Source organism: Noviherbaspirillum autotrophicum (assembly GCF_000818395.1).
In the GTDB taxonomy this organism is placed as follows: domain Bacteria; phylum Pseudomonadota; class Gammaproteobacteria; order Burkholderiales; family Burkholderiaceae_D; genus Noviherbaspirillum; species Noviherbaspirillum autotrophicum.
Genome location: NZ_JWJG01000028.1, coordinates 3,094,318 through 3,117,763, shown reverse-complemented (window position 1 = coordinate 3,117,763; position 23,446 = coordinate 3,094,318). Strand labels below are relative to the sequence as shown.

The following is a 23,446-nucleotide window of genomic DNA, read 5'->3' as shown; positions in this document are numbered from 1 at the left end:
CGCAATTTAGCCTAGGTCCGGTCCCTGCAAAGACGGTTACAAGTAAAGTACCTTCGGAAGCTTGCGGCGCCATTTTTTAGAATTCAAGCATGTCATTACTGACCCAGATTTTCGGCAGTCGCAATCAGCGACTGATCAAGCAATATCAAAAAACGGTGCGTGAAATTAATGCGCTTGAACCGGCAATGGAAAAGCTATCCGACGCCGAATTGCAGGCCAAGACGCCCGAGTTCAAGGACCGCATTGCCAAAGGAACGCCGCTGGACGATATCCTGGCGGAAGCCTTTGCCGTATGCCGCGAGGCAAGCAAGCGCGTACTGAAGATGCGCCATTTTGATGTGCAGCTTATTGGCGCCATGGTTCTCCATTACGGCAAAATCGCTGAAATGGCGACCGGCGAAGGCAAGACGCTGATGGCCACCTTGGCGGCATACCTGAATGCCTTGTCGGGCAAAGGCGTGCACGTCGTGACAGTCAACGATTACCTCGCGCAGCGCGACGCAGAATGGATGGGGCGGTTGTACGGCTGGCTGGGGCTAACCACCGGGATTAACCTGTCGCAGATGGATCACGATGCCAAGCAGCAAGCATACGCTGCCGACATCACCTACGGCACCAATAATGAATTCGGTTTTGACTACCTGCGCGACAACATGGTCTACGATGCCGGCGACCGCGTGCAGCGCAGTCTCAATTTCGCGGTGGTCGATGAAGTCGACTCGATCCTGATCGACGAGGCGCGTACGCCGCTGATCATTTCCGGACAGGCGGAAGATCATACCGACCTGTACATCAAAATAAACCAGCTGCCGCCACTGCTGACCCAGCAGATCGGCGAAGAGACACCAGATGGCAAGGGCAAGATCGAGGTGCCGGGCGATTACACCAAGGATGAGAAATCGCATCAGGTGCTGCTGACCGAAGCCGGCCATGAAAAGGCCGAGCAAATCCTGACCCGCATGGGCTTGCTGCCGGAAGGCGCCTCGCTGTACGACGCTGCCAACATTACCCTGATCCACCATCTGTATGCCGCATTGCGCGCACACACGCTGTACCACAAGGATCAGCATTACGTCGTGCAAAACGGTGAAGTCGTCATCGTCGATGAATTCACCGGCCGCCTGATGACCGGTCGCCGCTGGTCCGATGGCCTCCATCAGGCTGTCGAAGCCAAGGAAGGCGTGAAGATCCAGAACGAGAACCAGACGCTGGCGTCCATCACGTTCCAGAATTACTTCCGCATGTATGGCAAGCTCGCCGGCATGACGGGGACGGCCGATACCGAGGCCTACGAATTCCAGGAAATCTATGGTCTCGAAACCGTGGTGATTCCGCCGAACCGGCCGAGCCAGCGCAAGGACCGCCAAGACCAGGTGTACAAGACTGCGCAAGAGAAGTACAACGCGATGCTTGCCGATATCAAGGATTGCTACGAGCGTGGACAGCCGGTGCTGGTCGGTACAACGTCGATCGAGAATTCGGAACTGCTATCGCAGATTTTGGCCAAGAATAACCTGCCGCATAACGTGCTGAACGCCAAGCAGCACGCGCGCGAAGCGGAAATCGTCGCGCAGGCCGGCCGGCCGAAAATGATTACGATTGCAACCAACATGGCGGGCCGCGGCACCGACATCGTTTTGGGTGGCAATGTAGAAAAGCAGATTCAGTTCATCGAAGCCGATCCCAATCTCTCCGACGAAGAGAAGCAGGCACAGGCAAAGAAGCTGCGTGACGAATGGCAGTCGTTGCACGACCATGTGGTGTCGGCCGGCGGCCTGCATATCATCGGTACCGAACGCCACGAATCGCGCCGGGTCGACAATCAGTTGCGCGGCCGTTCCGGCCGCCAAGGTGACCCGGGTTCGTCGCGCTTCTATCTGTCGCTGGATGATCCGTTGCTGCGTATTTTTGCCGGTGACCGCGTGCGCGCGATCATGGATCGGCTGAAGATGCCGGAAGGCGAGCCGATCGAGGCGGGCATCGTCTCGCGTTCGATTGAGTCCGCTCAGCGCAAGGTGGAAGGGCGCAATTTCGATATTCGTAAGCAGTTGCTCGAGTATGATGACGTGGCCAATGACCAGCGCAAGGTCATCTACCAGCAGCGCAATGAACTGCTCGAATCAGTGGATATTTCGGAGCTGGTTGCATCACTGCGCCAGGGTGTGTTCGCCGACTTGTTCCATGCGCACGTGCCAGAGGAGTCGGTGGAAGAGCAGTGGGACATCAAGGGACTTGAAACGGCGCTGGCGAATGAGTGGCAGCTGGAAGTGCCGCTGTCGAAGCAGCTGGAAGCTGAGCCGAACCTCACGGCGGAAGATCTGCTTGAGCGAGTGCTCAAGGCTGCGGACGATGCATACAACGCCAAGGTTGAAATCATCGGCAAGACGGCGTTTGCCGGCTTCGAGCGCAGCGTGATGCTGCAAAGTATCGATACGCACTGGCGTGAGCACTTGGCGGCGCTGGATCACCTGCGCCAGGGCATTCACTTGCGCGGTTATGCGCAGAAAAATCCGAAGCAGGAGTACAAGCGCGAAGCATTCGAGCTGTTCGGCCAGATGCTGGAGCTGATCAAGAACGAGGTAGTGCGTATCGTGATGACAGTGCGTATCCAGTCGCGCGAAGAGATCGATGCGGCCGAGGAGCAGCTGGCGCATGCGCACGTCGAAAACGTGCACTACGAGCACGCCGACTTCAATCCAAATGCTGCGCCCGAAGAATTGCTCGCGCCGACGTCGCAAGCCGAGGATGGCAACCAACCACTGGTGAATCAGGTGCCGAAGGTCGGTCGCAACGATCCGTGCCCGTGCGGAAGCGGGAAGAAGTACAAGCAGTGCCACGGAAAATTGGCATAACACCGGTTATTCGCTGGCAAGGCGAGCGACAGCAAAAGGGCGGAGCAATCCGCCCTTTTTATTTGCGCGTTTCCATTGCGCGATAGGTTTAGAATATCGGTCTTCCTTTTCTTTATCCGGGCAACATACGCTTATGGCCGTCAATCTTCCTCTTCCTGTCGCCGCTGACCTGAAACCTGTCGCCGGTATCGAACTTGGTCATGCCGAAGCCGGCGTGCGCAAAGCCAATCGCAAGGATTTGCTGATCATGAAGCTGGCGCCGACGGCAACCGTGGCTGGCGTATTTACCACCAACCGTTTTTGTGCGGCGCCGGTGCAAGTGTGCAAGGCACACCTGGAAGGATTGCGCATGGCGGGTGCGCCGATTCGCGCCCTCGTGATCAATACCGGCAATGCCAATGCGGGAACGGGCGAGGCTGGGCTGGCCAATGCCAATGCGACCTGCGTGGCGCTGGCCGATCTGCTCGCATGCGAGCCTTCGCAGATTCTTCCTTTTTCCACCGGCGTGATCCTGGAGCCGCTGCCGGTCGATCGCATCAAGGCCGGCCTGCCGCAAGCGATTGCGAACCTGAAGACGGACAACTGGTACAACGCCGCTGAATCCATCATGACGACCGACACGCAGCCCAAGGCAGCGTCGCGCACCGTGGTCATCAACGGCGTTACCGTGACCCTGACCGGCATCAGCAAGGGGGCGGGCATGATCAAGCCGAACATGGCCACCATGCTCGGCTTCGTCGCCACCGACGCCAAGGTCGCACAACCGGTCCTAGAGCACATGGTGAAGGCGGTGGCTGACAAGTCGTTTAATTGCATCACCATCGACGGCGACACGTCGACCAACGATTCCTTCATGCTGATCGCCACTGGCGCCGCGCCGCTTGAAGTCGGCAATATCGATTCGCCCGAATACGCAGCCCTCTTTGCGGCAGTCGCGGCGTTGTCGCAGGAGTTGGCGCAAATGATCGTGCGTGATGGCGAAGGCGCGACCAAGTTCATCACCATTGCAGTGGAAGACGGCACAAGCGTGGAAGAGTGCCGCAAGATCGCGTACGCGATCGGCCATTCGCCGCTGGTCAAGACGGCATTCTATGCATCCGATCCGAATCTCGGCCGCATTCTCGCCGCAATCGGCTATGCCGGTGTGAATGACCTGGACGTCAATAAGCTGAACTTGTACCTGGACGATGTCTGGGTCGCCAGGAACGGCGGTCGCAATCCGGACTACAAGGAAGAAGACGGCCAGCGCGTGATGAAGCAAAGCGAAATCACGATCCGCGTCAAGTTGGGGCGCGGCACTGCGGCGGCGACCGTCTGGACCTGCGATTTCTCGCACGAATACGTGAGCATCAACGCCGACTACCGTTCCTGACATGTCTCAACTCGAACAGTTTCTCGAGCGTGCTGAAATGCTGCTGGCGCGCCTGGAGTCGGTGCTGCCCCACCCAAGTCCGGCGCTTGACTGGAACGTCAGCACGGCATTTCGCTGGCGCAAGCAGGGCGGAAAAGATCGCCGTGGCTACTTGCAACCGGTTGCGCATGTCGCCCGCATTGCGCTGTCCGACCTGCACAATATCGAGCCCCAAAAACAGCAGATCGAGCAAAACACCCGCCAGTTCGTTTTGGGGCGGCCGGCCAACAACGTCTTGCTGACCGGCGCGCGCGGCACCGGCAAATCGTCGCTGATCAAGGCGTGCCTGAACCAGTTTGCGGATCAGGGCCTGCGCCTGATTGAAGTCGACAAGGATGATCTGAGCGACTTGCCGGATATCGTCGATCTCGTGGCACGGCGCCCGGAGCGCTTCGTCATTTTTTGCGACGACCTGTCGTTCGAAGAGGGGGAGGGCGGCTACAAGGCGCTCAAGGTGGCGCTGGACGGCAGCATCTCGGCGCAGTCGGACAATGTGCTGATTTATGCGACGTCCAATCGCCGCCATCTGATGCCGGAGCGGCTGTCCGATAATGCCACCTATGTGCATACGGAGGATGGCGACTTGCATCCCGGCGAAACGGTGGAGGAAAAGATTTCGCTGTCCGAGCGATTCGGCCTTTGGGTATCGTTTTATCCATTCAAGCAGGACGATTACCTCGATATCGTTGCGCACTGGCTGCGCCACTTCGGATGCAACGATCAGCAGGTTGACGCGGCGCGGCCCGACGCGCTGCGCTGGGCGCTGCAGCGCGGCTCGCGCTCGGGGCGCGTTGCCTGGCAGTTCGCGCGGGATTACGCGGGCAAAATCCAGCAATAATCGTCCTCGTCAAATTTCGCATGTCACTTCCTGCTCGTTCTCCGATCGATGTCGCTGTTGGCATCCTGATGAAGCCCAATGGCGATGTGCTGCTCGCGCAGCGCCCACACGGCAAGCCTTATGCTGGTTACTGGGAATTTCCCGGCGGGAAAGTCGAACCCGATGAATCAATCCTCGATGCGCTCAAGCGCGAGTTCGTGGAGGAATTGGGAATGACGGTCCTCGCCGCGGAACCATGGTGCGGTGTTGAATACGTGTACCCGCACGCCCATGTGCGTCTTCATTTCTATATCAGCCGGGAGTGGCTGGGTGAGCCGCAAAGCCTTGAGGGGCAAGCGTTTGCCTGGCAGGGCAGTGTCGGCGTCGAACCGCTCCTGCCGGCGACGATCCCTCTCATCGAGTGGCTTGACAGGTTGCGCTACCTAGGCTGAGTCAGTTCAAGAGAGTGTATTAAATTCAATACAGTGTATTGAATTTAATACGGATGGGTAAGTAACGGTTTTATAAGAGATTTTTACCTCTATCGCATAAAATTCAATCCCTCTGTATATTTTTCTGTACAGGCGGATTGAATGCGTCGATCCGCGATTTTTCTCTAACCCACTGAATTAATTGAATTGTCTTTTTTGGCATACATGTTGCTGAATTGGATCAATAAATCACAGTTGGGGAATGGCCATGAAAATTATCGTGTTGGGCGGTGGTGTGATCGGAACCACGTCGGCATATTACCTGGCCCAGGCAGGGCACGACGTGACGGTACTGGATCGTCAGCCAGGCACCGGTCTGGAAACAAGCTATGCCAATGCTGGCGAGGTATCTCCCGGATATTCCGCGCCATGGGCAGCACCGGGCATTCCCTTAAAGGCCATCAAGTGGATGATGATGCGCCACAGCCCGCTAGTCATTCGGCCCAGTATCGATCCTGAAATGTGGCGCTGGCTGTTCCAGATGCTGTCGAACTGCACTGTGGCGCGCTACGAAGTGAACAAGGGGCGCATGGTGCGCCTGGCCGAGTACAGTCGCGACTGCCTGAGGGCGTTGCGTGCGGCCACCGGGATCAGCTATGACGAGCGGACACAGGGTACTTTGCAGTTGTTCCGTACTCAAAAGCAGCTCGATAGTGCCGCCAATGATATCGCCGTGCTCCAGCAATATAACGTTCCATACGAACTGCTTGATCCCGAGGGATGCATCCGCGTGGAGCCGGCACTGGCCCACGTGCGTGGAAAGTTTGTCGGGGCATTGCGCTTGCCGGGCGACGAGACCGGCGATTGCTTCAAGTTCACCCAGCAGCTTGCGGTAAAGGCCGAACAGGCGGGCGTCAAGTTCAGATACGGTACCGCGATCCAGCGTCTGGTTACCGTTGGCAAAAAGATCCGCGCCGTGCAGACCGACCATGGGGAATTGAAAGCCGATGCTTTCGTGCTGGCGCTCGGCAGCTATTCGCCATTGTTATTGCGCGAACTTGGCATGCGCATCCCGGTGTATCCAGTCAAGGGCTATTCCATCACCGTCCCGATCGCCGACACGAGCGGCGCACCGGAATCGACCGTGATGGATGAAACATACAAGGTTGCCATCACGCGCCTCGGTGACCGGATCCGCGTGGGTGGCACGGCCGAGATTGCCGGCTATGACCTCACGCTGCGCAGCGCACGTCGCGCGACACTGGAACATTCGGTGACGGATCTGTTCCCGCGTGGCGGAGACGTGGCAAAGGCGGAATTCTGGACCGGATTGCGGCCGATGACGCCCGACGGCACACCGGTTGTCGGGCCGACCCCGTATGGCAATCTGTTCTTGAATACCGGCCATGGAACACTGGGCTGGACCATGTCGTGCGGTTCGGGCCGGCTGCTTGCGGATCTCATGAGTGGCAAGCGCACTGAAATAGATACGGAAGGCTTGTTCATGGACCGCTATGGCCAAACCAAGCGGCCGGTTGGCGTTCCGCAGGCGGCGCGGGCATAAACCCGGGCTTTCCACGCGCTGGTCCGCCTCGTGGGAGCGCAGCGCTATTGTCGCGCAGGCACGCCGCAGGTAAAGTCGCAATAGCGGGTGCCTGACCGGCATCCATTCAGCAAGCGTAGCATTATCAATAGCGCCCCCCTATGCGGATAGATGTTCAGTTCGCCGATCGCGTCGGCATCGCCCATGAAATTTTGGCCGTATTGGCACGCCGCAACATCAACGTGGTGGCCGTCGAAGTTGACTCGTCCGACGTTTTCATCGACATCCCGGAGCTGGATGAAGGCATGCTGCCAACGCTGCGCGCGGACTTCATGCAGGTCAAGGGCGTGCAGGATGTGGTGATCGTTGATGTGCTGCCGGGGGCGCGCCGCCGGCTGCATCTCGATGCGCTGCTGGCGGCCATGGCCGATCCTGTGATGGCGGTGGATGCCGCCGGCAGAATCGTCATCGCCAATGCGGCAGCGGCGAGCGTGGCCGACATGAGCGAGAGCGAATTGCAAGGCAAGACGCTGCAGGAGCTGTTGGGCGAGCCTGCCGTGCAGGCGGAGCTGCTGCAGAGCGGGTTTCATGCGCCCGACAGGGAAGTGCGCCTGCACGGGCAGCCGTTCCTGATGGAGGTTGCGCCAGTATCGGAGCCCCTCGACAAGCGTCTGGGGCAGGCCGTCGGCGGCGTGATCACGCTGCATACGCCGCGCCGGCTGGGTGGCCGGATTCACGCCCTGCAGCATGCCGCAGGCGGATTCGACTGCATGATCGGCGAGTCCGAGCCGATACGCGCGCTCAAGGCGCGCGCAGCACGCGTGGCCGTCGTCGACGCCCCGCTGCTGATTGTGGGCGAAACCGGCACCGGCAAGGAACTGGTAGCGCAGGCATGCCATACGACGAGCTCTCGAAGCGATGCCCCCTTCCTGGCGCTGAATTGCGCCGCGTTGCCGGAAAGCCTGGCCGAAAGCGAGTTGTTCGGCTATGCGTCTGGCGCCTTTACCGGTGCCCAGCGTGGCGGCAAGCCCGGCTTGATCGAGATGGCGGAAGGCGGCACGGTGTTCCTCGACGAAATCGGCGAGATGTCGCAGTACCTGCAAGCCAAGCTGCTGCGCTTTCTGAATGACGGCAAGTTCCGCCGCGTCGGAAGCGACCGCGAAATCAAGGTAAATGTGCGCATTATCAGCGCCACTCATCGCAACTTGCGCAAGATGGTTGCCGAAGGCACGTTCCGCGAAGACTTGTTCTATCGCCTGAATGTGCTGCACCTGGAAGTGCCGTCGCTGCGCGAGCGCCCTAACGACATCCTGTTACTGGCCCGTCACTTTATCGAGCGCGCCTGCGCCCAGGCGCAAAAACCAATTTGCCGCCTTGGTGCGGATGCTTGCGCAGCCTTGGTTGCCAATAGCTGGCCTGGCAATGTGCGGCAACTGCAGAACGTGGTATTTCGCGCCATTACGATGACGGACAAGCGCATCCTGGACGCTACCGACCTTGATCTGGCCGAGGGCAGCATGCTGGCCGAAGAGGGGGGGCAGATGCATGAGTCCGATGACTGGGATCGGTCGGTTGCGGCCTTCGAGCGCGCCTTGCTGGAACGGCTCTATCCGCAGTATCCATCCAGCCGCAAATTGGCGGCCCGGCTGAAGACGTCCCATTCAATGATTGCCAACAAACTGCGCAAGTATGGCATTCCCGGCAACGGGTGGTGACGCGATCAGGAACCGCTGTCGTCGTCCGGGTCCTTAGGAGGATTAACGGCCGGGATGGCGTATTTTTCTTCGGCCCAGGCACCAAGATCGATCTGTTTGCAGCGCTCAGAACAAAACGGACGATACTTGTTCTTCTCGGTCCATTCGACCTTCTTGCCGCATGTCGGGCAATCTACGATGGTCGCCATGATGAAACTACCTTAAAAATTACAGAGAGTCAGCTCGAAAGAAACGTCGTTTTCGTATGACTTCGGCTTCATGTCGCCGTCCTGCGAAGTGAAACGAACCCACAGCATATATTTATTGGCCGACATCTCGGGAATCGCACCGAGCGATTCATCGATGGTCAGGCGCAGCATTTGATAGACCTTGCCTTGCAACATTTGTTGATAGCTGCCGCTCTGTGCAATCGTCTTTGTGGATCGACCTGATTCCCGTAGCAGGCGCAACACGATATTGATCGCATCAAACAATGGCGCCAGTGGTGCAAACCAGCTGGAAATATCATTGAAGCGCTGTTGAGGCGAGCGCTGCTGCCATGCATAGTAGGACGGCAGGTCGAATTCGCAAGCTCCGCCGGGAATGATGGTGCGTCCACGTATGCTCATCAGCCATTCATTGTCCCGGACATTCTGTCCGGTCTTGCCTTGTGCCGCCATCAATGCGCTGCTGCTGCGGTCTAGTTCGGACAGTATCGCATCCAGCCGTTCGGGCAAAACGTTCGGATTGGAGCGAAAGCCGAGCAGGGTTTGTTTTTGCCGCTCCAGTTCCTGCAAGAGATCCGATTTCAAGTCGGCGCGGCCGGCTACTTCGAGCATTTCGAAGATGGTCGACAGGGCAACGTGATGCTGCAGCGGATGCTGCTGGTGCAGGAAAAACGTAAATTTTTCGTAAAGATCTTCCAGCCGCAGCAAAGTGCGAATACGCTCGTTGAAAGGGTATTCGTATGTGATCAAAATGGCGTCCCTTGCTTTAAAGATTGGACTGGAAATGAATTACGTGATTCTGAACGAAGCCATGAAAAATTACAAATACTGAGAGTTAAGCTTTTCACGATGCTGCACTGCATCCCGCTCTCAATTTCCATGTTGGGTGGTACCGGCGCGGGCCAATGCCGCATACATCCTATGCAGCCGGTCCACCTGAGACACCAGAGCAATGGCGTCGCCATTATTGTCGATCACATCGTCGGCTGCCGCCAGACGTTCTAGGCGTGAAGCCTGTGCCGCCATGATCGCCCGCACCTGTTCTTCCGGTAGACCGTTGCGGGTCATTACTCGCCGCACTTGTGTCTCTTCCAGGCAATCGACCACCAGCACGCGCGATACCCTTTGCTTCCATGATTTCGACTCCACCAGCAGAGGAACGACGAAGATCAGGTATTCGCCCTGAGCCTGTTGCGCCGCGCGTTCCACTTCGATGCGAATCAATGGGTGCAGGATGGCTTCCAGCCGGGCCTTGGCTGTCGGCTCGGAGAAAACGTACTCGCGCATCTTGGCACGATCCAGCGCACCGCTTTCCGCCAGGAAGGTTTCTCCAAATTGCGTACGGATTTCTGCAATCGCAACGCCATGTGGCGCGGTAAGCTGGTGCGCGATCTGGTCGGTATCGATTACCGCAGCGCCACGTGCGGCGAACATATCGGCGACAGTCGTCTTGCCGCTACCAATACCTCCCGTTAATCCCACTGAAAACCAGGATGTCGATGAACTGGCCGGTGACATATTAGATCGCAAAACCGAGATAAGCTTCCACGATCGATCGGCCATACAACAAGGCGATCACGCCGGCTGCCGCCAGATACGGGCCGAACGGAATGGGGGTGTCCCGTCCATGCCGGGCGAAAAGGATCAGCGAGATGCCTACCAGTGCGCCGACCAGCGACGAAAGCAGGATAATCACTGGCAGCATCTTCCAGCCAAGCCAAGCACCCATCGCCGCGAGCAACTTGAAGTCGCCATATCCCATGCCTTCCTTGCCGGTAGTGAGCTTGAAAAGCCAGTACACGCTCCATAGGCTGAGATAACCGGCGACAGCGCCAATGACAGCGTCACCGAGTGGGACGAACGCGCCGTTCAGGTTGACCAGAAGGCCGCACCATAGCAGCGGCAGGGTCAGGTCGTCCGGCAGAAGCTGCGTGTCCAGATCGATGAACGTCATCGCGATCAGCAGATATGCAAATACCAGTGTCGACAATCCCGCCAAGCCGCTGCCGAAGCGCCATACCAGAAAGGCGGACAATGCGCCTGTCATAAGTTCGACGATCGGATAGCGGGCTGAAATTACCGCCTTGCATTCGATACATTTGCCGCGCAGGAAAAGATAGCTGAGTACTGGAATGTTTTCGAGTGCCGTAATTTGGTGGCCGCACTGCGGGCAGGCAGAACGCGGCACCATGATGTTGTACTTGTCGGTGTGCGGCAAGGGTTGACCACTTTCTTGCGCGACATAATTATCGGATTCGCGCTGCATCATCTTGGGTAGGCGATGAATCACGACGTTGAGAAAGCTGCCAATCAGCAGGCCGAAAATTCCGGCAACTACTGTTGGCAACGTAGCTCCTGACGGAGCAGAGAGAAGCAAATCGAGCATCAGACAACAGATCCGAGTTTGAAAATCGGCAAGTACATCGCGATGACCATGCCGCCAATCAGTACGCCCAGAACTGCCATGATGAGCGGTTCCATCAGGCTTGACAGCGATTCAACTGCATCGTCGACTTCTGCCTCGTAGAAATCTGCGACCTTGCTCAGCATTTGATCGAGTGCGCCTGACTCTTCGCCAATGGCAACCATTTGAGTAACCATTGCTGGGAATACGGCAGCATTCTGCATGGAGACCGTGAGACTGGTGCCGGTACTGACTTCCGTCTGGATTTTCTTCGTCGCATCCGCGTAGACTGAATTGCCGGACGCGCCGCCGACCGAATCAAGCGATTCCACAAGCGGCACGCCCGCAGCGAACATAGTCGCTAACGTGCGCGTCCAGCGAGCGATTGTCGCCTTGCGGATCACCTCGCCGAAAATAGGAAGCTGCAACAGGACGCGGTCCATCACACGCTGCACTTCCAATGAGCGTCTCCAAGATTGGAAAAACAAGTAAAGGCTGGCACCGATTGAACCGAAAATCAGATACCAGTATTTAACAAAGTAATCGGAAATCGCCATGACGAACAGCGTAGGCGTGGGTAGGTCAGCACCGAAGCTCTTGAATACTTCCTTAAATGCCGGCACGACCCAGATCATGATCACCGATGTCACAATAAAAGCGACCACCAATACAGAGATCGGATAGAACATGGCGGACTTGATCTTGCCCTTGATGGCTTGCGTTTTTTCCTTGTATACCGCCAGTCGGGTCAGCAAGTCTTCTAAAATACCTGCCTGTTCGCCGGCCGCCACCAAGTTGCAAAACAAGTGGTCGAAGTACAGAGGAAATTTGCGAAACGCCTGATTCAAGCTGCTGCCAGTTTCGACATCCGCTCGAATATCCTGAATCAGCTTCGATACAGCCGGATTGGAATGGCCTTTTGCCACGATGTCGAATGATTGCAGCAGGGGGACGCCCGCTTTCATCATGGTCGCCAGCTGGCGCGTAAATAGGGTAATGTCCTTGTCCGTGATTTTTCTGCCGGTGCTAAAGCTTTTCTTTTTCACTTTCGTGACAAGAATGCCTTGCCGGCGCAGGGTCACGTTGACGATGGTTTCGCTACCTGCGCGCAGTTCTCCCTTGATCGTTTTGCCGGTCCTGTCCTTGCCTTCCCAGGCAAAGATCACTTCCTTTACTGGACTCGTGCTTGCGGATTTGCCAGCAGCAGTTGCCATGTCATCCCCTTAATTATTCATTGGTGCAGCCAAGCACCTCATCCAGGCTCGTCAATCCCTGCTTGACCTTGACCAGGCCGGCCTCGCGCAGCGTCTTTACCCCGTCGCGCCTGGCTTGCTCTTCGATTTCGAGCGCCGTTCCATGCGCCAGGATGATGCGCTCAATTTCTTCCGTAATGGGCATGATCTGGTAAATGCCGACACGCCCCTTGTAACCGCTGCCGCTGCAGCGCTCGCAGCCGACCGCCTTGTACGGTAGCCAGCTGCCGTCCAGTTCTTCTTCCTTGAACCCGGCTTCGATCAGGGCTTCATCGGGGATGACGGTGGTTTGCTTGCAGGTGCAAAGGCGGCGCGCCAAGCGCTGTGCGGTAATCAGGATGACCGATGACGCAATGTTGAACGGCGCCACCCCCATGTTCATCAGGCGTGTCAGCGTCGAGGGCGCATCGTTGGTGTGCAGTGTCGAAAACACCATGTGGCCGGTCTGCGCAGCCTTGATGGCAATGTCCGCCGTCTCCAGATCGCGGATCTCACCCACCATGATAATGTCGGGATCCTGGCGTAGGAATGCCTTCAGCGCGACGGCGAAGGTCAGCCCGGCCCGGTCGTTTACGTTGACCTGGTTTACGCCGGGCAGGTTGATTTCTGCCGGATCTTCCGCGGTCGAAATATTGATGCCAGGCTTATTCAGAATATTCAGACAGGTGTACAAAGACACCGTCTTGCCCGAGCCGGTCGGGCCCGTCACCAGCACCATGCCGTAGGGCCGGTGAATCGCTGCAAGCAGTATTTCCTTCTGGTCCGGATCGTAGCCTAATGCGTCGACGCCCATCTGCGCCTGCGTCGCATCCAGGATACGCATCACGATTTTTTCGCCGAACAGCGTCGGCAGGGTGCTCACACGAAAATCGATCGACCGGTTTTTCGATACGACCAGCTTCATGCGGCCGTCCTGCGGCACCCGCTTTTCAGAAATGTCGAGCTTGGAAATCACCTTGATGCGCGACGCCAGCTTTTCCTTGATGGCGATCGGCGGCTGTGCAATCTCGCGCAACACGCCGTCGATGCGGAAACGGATGCGGTAGAACTTCTCGAATGGTTCGAAATGCAAATCCGATGCGCCCATGTTGATGGCGTCGATCAGGATTTTTTGCAGGAATTTGACAACCGGCGCATCGTCAATGTCGGCAGTGGCCGCCTCGCTCTGCGAGGCGGTCATGTCCTCTTCGGAGAGATCAATGTCCAGGTCGTCGCCAACCAGTTCGTCAAGGCTTTCTTCAGCGCTTTGTCCGAGCTTCTCGACTAGTTTCAGCAGGGCGCTGTGTTCGACGATGATCGGCTCGACGGTCAATTCCGTCTGAAACTTGATCTGGTCCAGCGCATGGGTGTTGGTGGGGTCGGAAATGGCGACCGAAACCTTGTTGCCGCGCTTGCCCAATGCAATGACGCGCGCCTTTTGCATCAGCTTCGGATCGATGAGCTTTTCGGGCAGGAAGTTCAAATTGAATGCCGAAAAATCGAGCATTGGATAACCGAAGGTCTCCGAACAGAAACTGGCCAAAGAACGCGCATCAATCGTGCCGCTGTCGATCAGGGCATCAATGAAGGCCCCCTTTTCCGCATGGGCCTTCTTACGCAGCGTTTCCGCCTGTTGCGCAGACAGCAGTCCCGCCTGCACCAACGCGCGTGCAAGGCCGGACATCGTAGAATTTGCCGCCTGGTTCGGGAGGATTGCCGCCATAAAATAAGGTGAAAATTACCTGTTGCCGAATGCGTTAATTCGTTTTAAGGAAAAGTCTGCCGCACATGCAATGCCGACGGTTCATGGCGAAGCGCGCTACCGTAGCGCAATTTTCACGTTGGAATACCGGGCAATGTATAGCGACATCGTGCTTTTCTTTAAAAATCTATTTACTTAAAGCAACAAACGCACTAAATCGCATTAGATGATGCCTATAGGCATCTGATTTGTAAAGATATTGTGACGGACTGTTACTTCTTTGGCTCACCGTAACGAAACATTTCTATTCGTCGTTGTTATTCGTGCTCGAGACTTTGGGCTTGATAAGCTTGACTACCTTGATTGCCTGATTCTGTACCTGCACGATTTCCACGATACAGTTGGCGATTTTTAACCCAATATGGGCCTCGGGTATGTCACGGAGAACTTCTAGTAACAGACCGTTCAAAGTTTTGGGGCCATCTAGTGGAAGAGTGAGCCCCAAGTACTTGTTGATGTCGCGCAAGCTGGTTGATCCCTCCAATAAGCACTCGCCTCGCTCATCCCAGTGGAATGCATTGGCACGGACGGTGCCCGGCATCGAAGTTGTGAATTCGCCAACCATTTCTTCAATGATGTCGTCCAGCGTTACCAAACCTTGCACTTCCCCATATTCATCCACGACGATGCCTAGGCGCTCATGGTTTTCTTGGAAATACTGCAATTGCGTGAAGACATCTGTGTCTTCGGGAATGAAGTAGGGCGCGGTCAGTAATTCGCGAAAATGGGCGGCCGTTAATTCTTCTTCTCGATTGATGAGGGCCATCGCTTTGCGTACGTGAAGAATGCCGACGATGCGATTGATTTCCCCTTCATAAACCGGAAGTTTGTTGTGATAGCACGTCGTTAGCTGGTGCGTGATTTCTTCTGCCGGGACGGACAAATTGAGTGCTTCTATCTGGGAGCGCGGCGTCATCACGTCTTCAACCGAGATTTTTTCCAGATCAAACAGGTTCAGGAGGATGCTCTGATGTTTTTGCGGGATAAAACTGCTACCCTCAAGCACGATCGAACGTAGTTCTTCGCGCGACAAGCGTTGCTCATGTGTGCTGCCGCCGGTTTTGATATGCAGGATGCTCAGGAATCCAGAAACGAACAGGTTGACGAACCAGATCACCGGTTTGGCAAGGGCCATCAGTGGCTTCAGGATAAAACTAATGGGCAGGGCAATGCGTTCCGGGTATGTCGCGCCGATAACTTTCGGCGAAATTTCGGCAAAGACAATCAGCAGGAAAGCTACGACTGCAGTTGCGATGGTGATCACGCTCTCTTCATTGCCAAACATCGAGATCGCGATTGCGGTCACCAGCGCAGTGGCGAGGGCGTTGATCAGGGTGTTGATGATCAGGATAAGCGACAGCAGCTTGTCAGTGCGCTTGAGCAACCAAATAGTGGTTGCAGCTCCTTTATTGCCGCGCTTGGCCAAGTGGCGTAGCCGATGACGGTTTGCGGCCATCAAGGCCGTTTCGGCCATGGCAAAGAATGCGGATAAAAATATGAGCAGAAAGAGTGCGAGAAGCTGCACCCAAAAAGGTACGGTATCCACTAGGTCACCGTAAAGAAGATTGCATACGAAATCGTCTGTGTCGAGTATCTGAATTATGCAACCCGACCTTGAATCGCTTGCTGCGTTGCCAGACGATTTCAAGCAAATTTGGTCGGGGTGAGAGGATTCGAACCTCCGGCCTCTACGTCCCGAACGTAGCGCTCTACCAGGCTAAGCTACACCCCGAATGCTGTGGACGCTATCTCAATGATTGCGTTCAACCGCGAAAGCGCATAATTGTACCAAAGAATCCTTGAATTGGCTATCTGGTAGCGAACTAATCGAATTTGTCGCGCGCCGGACAGCCTTTTCCGCTTCCCCTTTGGTGTAGGCGAGGGCGCCGGAGCTCGTGATTGCCCTTAGAATTTCGTCGAAATGCTGTTCGTCGCCGGTTTCGATGCAGCTGCGTACCAGTTGGCGTTGTTCGGCGGTGCCGTGCTGCATCAGGTAAATCAGCGGCAAAGTCGGTTTGCCTTCCCGTAAGTCGTCGCCGACGTTCTTGCCAATGTCGGTGGCGTTACCTGAATAGTCCAGTACATCGTCGATTAGTTGGAATGCGGTGCCCAGCGAGCGGCCATATTCGGCAGCTGCTTCGATCTCGTCGTCGGACGCGCCGGCGATCAGGGCGCCGATTTGCGCCGCAGCCTCGAATAGCTTCGCGGTCTTGGAGCGAATCACCTGCAGGTAGCGTTCTTCGGTGACGTCGGGGTCGTGCATGTTCAGTAGTTGGAGAACTTCGCCTTCTGCGATTACGTTGGTGGCATCTGCCAGGATTTGCATGACGCGCATGTTCTCGACGGAAACCATCATCTGGAATGCACGGGAGTAAACAAAGTCGCCAACAAGTACCGAGGCGGCATTGCCGAAGAGTGCGTTGGCGGTTTGGCGTCCACGCCGCAGTGATGATTCGTCGACCACGTCGTCGTGCAGCAGCGTAGCGGTATGGATGAATTCAATGACTGCCGCTAGTTCGTGGTGGTGCTTGCCATGATAGCCATAGGCGTTTGCGAGCAGTAAGACCAGTACGGGGCGAATCCGCTTGCCACCCGCGCTGATGATGTACTCGGCAATCTGGTTAACTAGAGGCACGTCGGAATACAGCTGCCGGCGAATTACCGCGTTGACGGCATCCATATCGGCAGAAATCGACTGCGTAATATTATTTTGGACGGTTGATTGAACGGCGGCAGACAAGATGAGACCCGCAAAAATCGTGAATGGCGTGCATTATACGATGACAACCGAATCAAGCAGCGTCTTCGGCGTGGGGCTGACTGGAGCGTGATGCAAAATTGATGTTTCTTGATGTGAGGTACTCACGCTTTGACTGAGTATCTAAGTCTATGTATAATTAGAGGTTTTCCCGATTCCGGCTGATTTTCGAGTTGGGAAGAAAAGTTGATTAATAACATTCGATGAGGTTTCACATGTACGCGGTCATAAAAACCGGCGGCAAACAATATAAAGTTGCTGCTGGCGAAAAACTCAAAGTAGAACAGATACCGGCTGACATTGGTTCCGAAATCACCCTTGATCAAGTGCTCGCAGTGGGCGCTGGTGACACCATTAAATTCGGTGCGCCGCTGGTCGAAGGTGCCAAGGTCCAGGCTACGGTAGTGGCGCACGGTCGCCATGATAAGGTTCGGATTTTCAAGATGCGCCGCCGCAAGCACTACCAGAAGCGTCAAGGCCATCGTCAGAATTACACCGAATTGCAAATCGTCTCGATCAACGCCTAAGCGTTGTCGAGCTAACCGGATACCAAGGAGTCTTTAAATGGCACATAAAAAAGGCGGCGGCACTACGCGCAACGGCCGTGATTCCGAGTCGAAACGACTGGGCGTCAAAGTTTACGGCGGCCAAAGCATCAACGCCGGCGGCATCATTGTTCGTCAACGCGGCACCAAGATGCATGCAGGTGAAAACGTCGGCATGGGCAAGGACCACACCCTGTTCGCGCTGGTCGACGGCACGGTGAAGTTCGTCACCAAGGGCGCCTTGCAGCGCCATACCGTGACAATCGTCCCGGCCTGATCGGTAGCAGTCAAGGCGCAAGCCTTCCTTCAAAAAGGCTCTGCCGACGGTAGGGCCTTTTTAGTTTCTAGCATCACACTTAGCGGCAAAACATGAAGTTTATCGACGAAGCAAAAATTGAAGTCATTGCTGGTGACGGCGGTAACGGCGTCGCGTCGTTTTGCCGTGAGAAATTCCGGCCGTTTGGCGGCCCGGATGGCGGCGACGGCGGCAAGGGCGGCAGCATCTGGGCGGTAGCCGACCGCAATATCAATACCTTGGTGGATTACCGCTACTCCAAGCTGCACCGGGCAAAGGATGGCGAAAACGGCCGCGGCTCCGATTGCTATGGCAAGGGTGCGGATGATGTGACGCTGCGCATGCCGGTCGGAACGCTGGTTTCGGACTACAACACCGGCGAGATCATCGCCGACATGACCGAGCATGGCCAGGTCGTGTTGCTTGCCAAGGGGGGCGAGGGCGGTTGGGGCAATATCCACTTCAAATCTTCCACCAACCGCGCGCCGCGTCAGAAAACCGACGGCAAGCCGGGCGAACACCGCGAACTGAAGCTGGAGCTGAAAGTGCTGGCCGATGTCGGCCTGCTTGGTATGCCCAATGCAGGAAAGTCGACGTTCATTACGGCCGTCTCGAACGCCCGCCCAAAAATTGCCGATTACCCGTTTACCACGTTGCATCCCAACCTCGGCGTGGTACGCGTCAGTCACGAGAAGAGCTTCGTCATCGCTGATATTCCCGGACTGATCGAGGGCGCAGCGGAAGGCGCCGGGCTCGGACACCAGTTCCTGCGGCATTTGCAGCGCACTCGTGTGTTGCTGCACATCGTCGATCTTGCGCCATTTGACGATGCGGTCGATCCGGTCAAGGAAGCGAAGGCGATTGTCAAGGAACTCAAGAAATATGACGAGTCGCTGTTTGAGAAACCGCGCTGGCTGGTGCTGAACAAGCTCGACATGCTGCCCGAAGACGAACGCAAGAAGCACGTGAAGGACTTCGTCAAGCGCTTCGGCTGGAAAGGGCCGGTGTTCGAGATTTCCGCGTTGACGCGCGAGGGTTGCGAAGAACTGGTTATCGCGATCTATGAGTATCTGGCCGCGCAGCGCCAGCAGGAGTTCCGCGCTGAGGAAACCCAGATGGCGGAAGAGGCGCGCGGCATTGTCTCGATCGATCCGGACGATCCGCGATTTAAAGTCATAGAATAAATATTTTCAAAAACTGCCTGCCGCGGCAAACGCGGAGGTCACGGTCATGAGTGACGTGGCCGCCGTGCCGGGATAAACATGAACTCGGTCATCCAAAAAGCTAAACGTCTCATCATCAAGGTCGGATCCTCTCTCGTTACCAACGATGGCAAGGGGCTCGACAGCAGCGCGATTGCCAAATGGGCGGAACAGATCGCGCAATTGCGCGCGCGCGGCAAGGAAGTCGTGCTGGTCAGTTCCGGGGCGATTGCGGAGGGGATGCAGCGGCTGGGTTTCGACAAGCGGCCGACCGGCGTGCATGAACTGCAGGCGTGCGCAGCGGTTGGGCAGATGGGGTTGGCGCAGATTTACGAAACCAGTTTCCGGCATCACGGAATTCGCACCGCACAAGTGCTGCTAACGCATGCTGACCTGGCCGACCGCGAGCGCTATCTGAATGCGCGGTCGACATTATTTACGCTCTTGCGCCTGGGCGTAGTACCGATCATTAACGAGAACGATACCGTGGTCACCGACGAGATCAAATTCGGCGACAATGACACGCTGGGCGCGCTGGTGGCTAACCTGATCGAGGGCGATGCGCTGATCATCCTGACCGACCAGAAGGGCTTGTACACAGCCGACCCGCGCAGGGATCCGCATGCGCAATTCGTGCACGAGGCGAAGGCGGGCGATCCGGCGCTGGAAGCGATGGCGGGCGGCGCCGGTACCGGCATCGGGCGCGGCGGTATGCTGACCAAGATTCTGGCTGCCAGGCGTGCGGCGACTTCCGGTGCGCACACCGTCATTGCCTGGGGGCGGGAAGACCAAGTGCTCACGCGCTTGGCCGGCGGCGAGGCAATCGGCACGCAACTGGTGGCGCAGACTGCCCATCTGACTGCGCGCAAGCAGTGGATGGCCGATCATTTGCAGACTGCGGGGCGAGTAATGCTCGATGCCGGGGCGGTGCAAAAACTGTCCGCCGAAGGCAAGTCCTTGCTGCCGATCGGCGTGATTGAAGTGAGCGGCGAATTTGGCCGCGGCGATGTCATCACTTGCACTGACGAGGCGGGTCGTCCGATTGCCCGCGGCATGAGTAATTACGCCAGTTCAGAGGCGCGTCGCATCATGCGCCGGCCGTCGACGGAAATTCTCTCGATCCTGGGATTCGTGGAAGAGCCGGAGCTGATTCACCGCGATAACATGGTGCTGCTCTAATCGCGGTGGCTGTCGTCGCCGTTTTTCTTACTGCGGCGTTAACGTCTTGCCGTACCTGATCCTGCGTACGATGTCGTCCGCGTCGCCGGCGACGCTCTTCTCGTTGCAGAAATAATCCTTGAACAAGGCTGCATGGTGGCGATTGGCGGCATTGGTATTGATGCGCTCCCATTGATCTCGCCGTGAGCGCGACCAGCTGCCGTCGGGCTGCCCGAATGCATACAACTTGCGCTCGTAGGTCGCGCAACGGATGCCTTCGTAACTGATGTTTTTCGCGCCGGCCTGGCTGGTGGCGACCAAGGTGTACCGGATGACCCCGTCGGGGCCGACCGCAACTGATTTGGCATCGATGGCGAATGACTGGGTGGCGGTCGCGCTGACAAAGAATGGCAGGAGATTCTGTTGAGTTGGCGCAGCCGGAAGCTGCACCGCAATCTCTTGCCACGGCTTTTCCTGATCGTCGAAATCTTCTTCGAACTTCGGTTGGGCGTGGACAGCGGCGGCGCCGGTCAGCAGTAACAGCAATGCCGATGCCCTGAAATATTGGGCAGTCGATCGGGATTTCATCAACATAAAACCAGCTATTCCTCGATTTTTGGTTTTGCGGCGGACGGTTGTTCCTCCGCCGTGCTGCGCCCGCCGGCATGGCTCTGGCGCAGATAGCGCGCCCCGTGTCGGTGCGAGCCATGCGAAGACGGGCGCGACAGAAAGCGCGACAATTCCTGCAGTGCCTTTTGATAGACTTCACGCTTGAATTCGATGACGACATCCAGCGGCACCCAGTAGTCGTGCCAACGCCATGCATCGAATTCCGGATGGTCGGTACAGCGCAAATTGATATCGCAGTCGCGTCCGACCATGCGCAGCAGGAACCAGATCTGTTTCTGTCCCCGGTAATGGCCGCGGATTTCGCGTTTGATGAAACGGTCCGGCACTTCGTAACGCAGCCAGTCACGGGTACGCCCAATGATCTTGACGTGTTCTGCCTTCAGGCCGACTTCCTCTTCCAGTTCGCGATACATGGCCTGCTCTGGCGTTTCCCCGAACTTGATGCCGCCCTGCGGAAATTGCCACGAATGCTCGCGCACCCGCTTCCCCCACCACACCTCGTTACGGGTGTTAAGCAGGATAATGCCGACGTTCGGGCGGAAGCCTTCACGATCCAGCATATTGCACCTCAAAACTTTCTGCGGCTAGATGCCTCTCTTCGTTACCAATTTTGCATGCGCGATTTCGCGCTGGTGCAGCCCCGGGCTGCGTTATCGGTCCGGGCGCGAATCAAATGTAGGAAGAATGGATGCATCAGCCAGCTAATCCTTTAAAATTGAGTCGATTATAACCCTCTCTTTTTAAAAAGAATTCACCGCCATGCGCGCATCTCGATTTTTTATTTCTACGTTAAAAGAAGCACCGTCCGACGCCGAGATCATCAGCCATAAACTGATGATGCGCGCCGGGATGATCAAACGCCTCGGCTCTGGCATTTATACCTATATGCCGATGGGCTTGCGCATCATCCGCAAGGTGGAAAACATCATTCGCGAAGAGATGAACCGCGCCGGCGCCGTCGAGCTGCTGATGCCGGTGGTGCAGCCGGCCGAACTGTGGCAGGAAACCGGGCGCTGGGACAAGATGGGGCCGGAATTGATGCGGGTGAAAGACCGTCACGGCCGCGACTATGCGATCCAGCCGACGTCCGAGGAAGTGATCACCGACGTGGTGCGCACCGAGGTCAAATCGTACCGCCAGCTGCCGATCAACTTTTACCACATCCAGACCAAGTTCCGCGACGAGCGCCGTCCGCGCTTCGGCCTGATGCGCGGTCGCGAATTCACCATGAAGGACGCGTATTCATTCGACCGCGACGCGGCTGGCATGCAGCAGTCCTACCAGATCATGTACGACGCCTATGTACGCATTTTCGACCGCTTCGGCCTCCAGTTCCGCGCGGTTGCGGCTGACAACGGCGCGATCGGCGGCTCCGGTTCGCATGAATTCCATGTGATCGCCGACACCGGCGAGGACGCGCTGGTGTACTGCCCGGATTCCGATTACGCGGCCAACATCGAAGCGGCCGAGGCGGTTGCGCCATCTGCGCCGCGCGCAGCGGCGGCTCAGGCGTTGACCAAGACGCCGACGCCGGGCAAGGCCAAGTGCGAGGATGTCGCCAAGCTGCTTGGACTGCCGCTGTCGCAGACCGTCAAGTCGATCGTGCTGGCGGTGGACCGGGAAGACGCGGACGCGGAAGTCTGGTTGCTGATGCTGCGCGGCGACCATGACCTCAACGAGGTCAAGGCCAGCAAGATCCCTGGCCTGGGCGCGTACCGCTTCGCGACCGAGGCAGAAATCGTCGAGCACTTCGGCACCAGGCCTGGCTATCTTGGCCCGATCGGGACCAAAAAGCCGGTCAAGGTCGTCGCCGACCGCACCGTCGCGGCCATGAGCGACTTCGTGTGCGGCGCCAACGAGGAGGATTTCCACTATATCGGCGCCAACTGGGGGCGCGATCTCCCCGAACCTGTGGTGGCCGACCTGCGCAACGTCGTCGCCGGCGACGCCTCGCCGGACGGCAAGGGCGTGCTGGCGATCCAGCGCGGCATCGAGGTCGGCCATGTGTTCCAGCTCGGCACCCGCTATTCCGAAGACATGAAAGCGACGTATCTTGACGAGAGCGGCAAGCCGCAACTGATGCAGATGGGCTGCTACGGCATCGGCGTGACCCGCATTCTCGGCGCCGCAATCGAGCAGAATTTCGACGACAAGGGCATCATCTGGCCGACCGCAATCGCCCCATTCGAGGTGGTGCTGTGCCCGATGGGCTACGACCGCAGCGAAGCGGTCAAGGCGGAAACGGACAAGCTGTATGCCGCGCTGCAGGCCTCCGGCGTCGATGTCATCCTGGACGATCGTGGCGAGCGCCCGGGCGTGATGTTCGCCGACTGGGAGCTGATCGGCGTGCCGCACCGCGTGGTGATCGGCGAGCGCGGCTTAAAAGAAGGCAAGCTGGAATACCAGGGGCGGCGCGATCCCGCTGCCACTGCTGTAGCGGTCGCGGACATGGCCGACTTCGTGAAAGCCAGGATCGCGGCATGAG

General features: G+C 57.2%; 21 protein-coding genes and 1 tRNA gene. 11 read left to right on the top strand and 11 right to left on the bottom strand.

All coding sequences use genetic code 11. From position 1 onward, the window contains the following. The first annotated feature begins 89 nt into the window (after positions 1–89). From secA to TSA66_RS15630, 6 genes are all read left to right on the top strand, one after another. Positions 90–2,852 carry a preprotein translocase subunit SecA gene (gene secA, locus TSA66_RS15655; RefSeq protein ID WP_040040666.1) on the top strand — a complete coding sequence of 921 codons (2,763 nt, stop codon included), beginning with the start codon at positions 90–92 and terminating at the stop codon, positions 2,850–2,852. Between the two features lie 133 nt (positions 2,853–2,985). After that, on the top strand, positions 2,986–4,224 hold the full coding sequence (gene argJ, locus TSA66_RS15650; RefSeq protein WP_040040665.1) for a bifunctional glutamate N-acetyltransferase/amino-acid acetyltransferase ArgJ: 1,239 nt from the start codon (positions 2,986–2,988) through the stop codon (positions 4,222–4,224). A gap of 1 nt (position 4,225) precedes the next feature. Beyond that, on the top strand, positions 4,226–5,101 hold the full coding sequence (locus TSA66_RS15645; protein ID WP_040040664.1) for an ATP-binding protein: 876 nt from the start codon (positions 4,226–4,228) through the stop codon (positions 5,099–5,101). 20 nt (positions 5,102–5,121) lie between these two features. Continuing rightward, a complete protein-coding gene (locus TSA66_RS15640) occupies positions 5,122–5,532 on the top strand; it encodes an NUDIX domain-containing protein (protein ID WP_040040663.1) in 411 nt (136 codons plus the stop codon). 247 nt (positions 5,533–5,779) lie between these two features. Continuing rightward, positions 5,780–7,075, top strand: coding sequence for a D-amino acid dehydrogenase (locus TSA66_RS15635; protein ID WP_040042656.1), 1,296 nt, complete (start codon positions 5,780–5,782; stop codon positions 7,073–7,075). 140 nt (positions 7,076–7,215) lie between these two features. After that, a complete protein-coding gene (locus tag TSA66_RS15630) occupies positions 7,216–8,769 on the top strand; it encodes a sigma-54-dependent transcriptional regulator (RefSeq protein ID WP_040040662.1) in 1,554 nt (517 codons plus the stop codon). Between the two features lie 5 nt (positions 8,770–8,774). On the opposite strand, the gene yacG is transcribed toward TSA66_RS15630, so the two are convergent. The 9 genes from yacG to ispB form a co-directional block, all read right to left on the bottom strand. After that, entirely contained in the window at positions 8,775–8,957 is a 183-nt protein-coding gene (gene yacG / locus TSA66_RS26300; protein ID WP_084199650.1) for a DNA gyrase inhibitor YacG, read from the bottom strand. A 12-nt stretch (positions 8,958–8,969) separates the two neighbouring features. After that, complete coding sequence (zapD, locus tag TSA66_RS15625) at positions 8,970–9,725, bottom strand: cell division protein ZapD (protein ID WP_040040661.1); 756 nt, start codon at positions 9,723–9,725, stop codon at positions 8,970–8,972. 120 nt (positions 9,726–9,845) lie between these two features. After that, positions 9,846–10,493: a dephospho-CoA kinase gene (coaE, locus tag TSA66_RS15620; protein WP_040040660.1), complete on the bottom strand. Its 648-nt coding sequence runs from the start codon at positions 10,491–10,493 to the stop codon at positions 9,846–9,848. A 1-nt stretch (position 10,494) separates the two neighbouring features. Continuing rightward, complete coding sequence (locus tag TSA66_RS15615) at positions 10,495–11,361, bottom strand: prepilin peptidase (RefSeq protein ID WP_040040659.1); 867 nt, start codon at positions 11,359–11,361, stop codon at positions 10,495–10,497. Beyond that, entirely contained in the window at positions 11,361–12,593 is a 1,233-nt protein-coding gene (locus tag TSA66_RS15610; protein WP_040040658.1) for a type II secretion system F family protein, read from the bottom strand. Before TSA66_RS15610 ends, TSA66_RS15615 begins: the two co-directional genes overlap by 1 nt. A 13-nt stretch (positions 12,594–12,606) precedes the next feature. Further along, positions 12,607–14,295, bottom strand: coding sequence for a type IV-A pilus assembly ATPase PilB (gene pilB / locus TSA66_RS15605; protein ID WP_269748389.1), 1,689 nt, complete (start codon positions 14,293–14,295; stop codon positions 12,607–12,609). 322 nt (positions 14,296–14,617) lie between these two features. Beyond that, on the bottom strand, positions 14,618–15,919 hold the full coding sequence (locus TSA66_RS15600) for an HlyC/CorC family transporter (protein ID WP_040040656.1): 1,302 nt from the start codon (positions 15,917–15,919) through the stop codon (positions 14,618–14,620). A 109-nt stretch (positions 15,920–16,028) separates the two neighbouring features. Then, positions 16,029–16,105, bottom strand: a tRNA-Pro gene (locus TSA66_RS15595). An 18-nt stretch (positions 16,106–16,123) separates the two neighbouring features. After that, positions 16,124–17,113 carry an octaprenyl diphosphate synthase gene (ispB, locus tag TSA66_RS15590; RefSeq protein ID WP_040040655.1) on the bottom strand — a complete coding sequence of 330 codons (990 nt, stop codon included), beginning with the start codon at positions 17,111–17,113 and terminating at the stop codon, positions 16,124–16,126. Between the two features lie 233 nt (positions 17,114–17,346). Between ispB and rplU the strand changes: the two genes are divergently transcribed. The 4 genes from rplU to proB all read left to right on the top strand — a co-directional run bounded on the left by rplU (position 17,347) and on the right by proB (position 20,352). Continuing rightward, positions 17,347–17,658 (top strand): 50S ribosomal protein L21, encoded by a 312-nt coding sequence (rplU, locus tag TSA66_RS15585; protein ID WP_040040654.1) that lies wholly within the window; start codon positions 17,347–17,349, stop codon positions 17,656–17,658. A 37-nt stretch (positions 17,659–17,695) separates the two neighbouring features. Beyond that, positions 17,696–17,953: a 50S ribosomal protein L27 gene (gene rpmA / locus TSA66_RS15580; RefSeq protein WP_040040653.1), complete on the top strand. Its 258-nt coding sequence runs from the start codon at positions 17,696–17,698 to the stop codon at positions 17,951–17,953. Positions 17,954–18,045: 92 nt separating this feature from the next. Beyond that, positions 18,046–19,155: an Obg family GTPase CgtA gene (gene cgtA / locus TSA66_RS15575; RefSeq protein ID WP_040040652.1), complete on the top strand. Its 1,110-nt coding sequence runs from the start codon at positions 18,046–18,048 to the stop codon at positions 19,153–19,155. Between the two features lie 78 nt (positions 19,156–19,233). Next, positions 19,234–20,352, top strand: a complete 1,119-nt coding sequence (gene proB, locus TSA66_RS15570) for a glutamate 5-kinase (RefSeq protein WP_040040651.1) — start codon at positions 19,234–19,236, stop codon at positions 20,350–20,352. Between the two features lie 27 nt (positions 20,353–20,379). Here proB and TSA66_RS15565 read toward each other — a convergent pair whose 3' ends face one another. Both TSA66_RS15565 and TSA66_RS15560 read right to left on the bottom strand, forming a co-directional pair. After that, the gene (locus TSA66_RS15565) at positions 20,380–20,925 is read right to left on the bottom strand and encodes a CNP1-like family protein (protein WP_040040650.1); all 546 of its coding nucleotides are present in this window, start codon (positions 20,923–20,925) and stop codon (positions 20,380–20,382) included. An 8-nt stretch (positions 20,926–20,933) separates the two neighbouring features. After that, a complete protein-coding gene (locus TSA66_RS15560) occupies positions 20,934–21,521 on the bottom strand; it encodes an RNA pyrophosphohydrolase (protein ID WP_040040649.1) in 588 nt (195 codons plus the stop codon). Positions 21,522–21,720: 199 nt separating this feature from the next. On the opposite strand from TSA66_RS15560, the gene TSA66_RS15555 reads away from it, so the two are divergent. After that, entirely contained in the window at positions 21,721–23,445 is a 1,725-nt protein-coding gene (locus TSA66_RS15555; RefSeq protein ID WP_040040648.1) for a proline--tRNA ligase, read from the top strand. Position 23,446: the final 1 nt, after the last annotated feature.

Bases quoted from the DNA above. Each gene is read 5' to 3' on its own strand.
- secA (WP_040040666.1), top strand. From the start codon at position 90: ATGTCATTACTGACCCAGATTTTCGGCAGTCGCAATCAGCGACTGATC.
- argJ (WP_040040665.1), top strand. From the start codon at position 2,986: ATGGCCGTCAATCTTCCTCTTCCTGTCGCCGCTGACCTGAAACCTGTC.
- TSA66_RS15645 (WP_040040664.1), top strand. From the start codon at position 4,226: ATGTCTCAACTCGAACAGTTTCTCGAGCGTGCTGAAATGCTGCTGGCG.
- TSA66_RS15640 (WP_040040663.1), top strand. From the start codon at position 5,122: ATGTCACTTCCTGCTCGTTCTCCGATCGATGTCGCTGTTGGCATCCTG.
- TSA66_RS15635 (WP_040042656.1), top strand. From the start codon at position 5,780: ATGAAAATTATCGTGTTGGGCGGTGGTGTGATCGGAACCACGTCGGCA.
- TSA66_RS15630 (WP_040040662.1), top strand. From the start codon at position 7,216: ATGCGGATAGATGTTCAGTTCGCCGATCGCGTCGGCATCGCCCATGAA.
- yacG (WP_084199650.1), bottom strand. From the start codon at position 8,957: ATGGCGACCATCGTAGATTGCCCGACATGCGGCAAGAAGGTCGAATGG.
- coaE (WP_040040660.1), bottom strand. From the start codon at position 10,493: ATGTCACCGGCCAGTTCATCGACATCCTGGTTTTCAGTGGGATTAACG.
- TSA66_RS15615 (WP_040040659.1), bottom strand. From the start codon at position 11,361: ATGCTCGATTTGCTTCTCTCTGCTCCGTCAGGAGCTACGTTGCCAACA.
- TSA66_RS15610 (WP_040040658.1), bottom strand. From the start codon at position 12,593: ATGGCAACTGCTGCTGGCAAATCCGCAAGCACGAGTCCAGTAAAGGAA.
- pilB (WP_269748389.1), bottom strand. From the start codon at position 14,295: ATGTCCGGCCTTGCACGCGCGTTGGTGCAGGCGGGACTGCTGTCTGCG.
- rplU (WP_040040654.1), top strand. From the start codon at position 17,347: ATGTACGCGGTCATAAAAACCGGCGGCAAACAATATAAAGTTGCTGCT.
- rpmA (WP_040040653.1), top strand. From the start codon at position 17,696: ATGGCACATAAAAAAGGCGGCGGCACTACGCGCAACGGCCGTGATTCC.
- cgtA (WP_040040652.1), top strand. From the start codon at position 18,046: ATGAAGTTTATCGACGAAGCAAAAATTGAAGTCATTGCTGGTGACGGC.
- proB (WP_040040651.1), top strand. From the start codon at position 19,234: ATGAACTCGGTCATCCAAAAAGCTAAACGTCTCATCATCAAGGTCGGA.
- TSA66_RS15565 (WP_040040650.1), bottom strand. From the start codon at position 20,925: ATGTTGATGAAATCCCGATCGACTGCCCAATATTTCAGGGCATCGGCA.
- TSA66_RS15560 (WP_040040649.1), bottom strand. From the start codon at position 21,521: ATGCTGGATCGTGAAGGCTTCCGCCCGAACGTCGGCATTATCCTGCTT.
- TSA66_RS15555 (WP_040040648.1), top strand. From the start codon at position 21,721: ATGCGCGCATCTCGATTTTTTATTTCTACGTTAAAAGAAGCACCGTCC.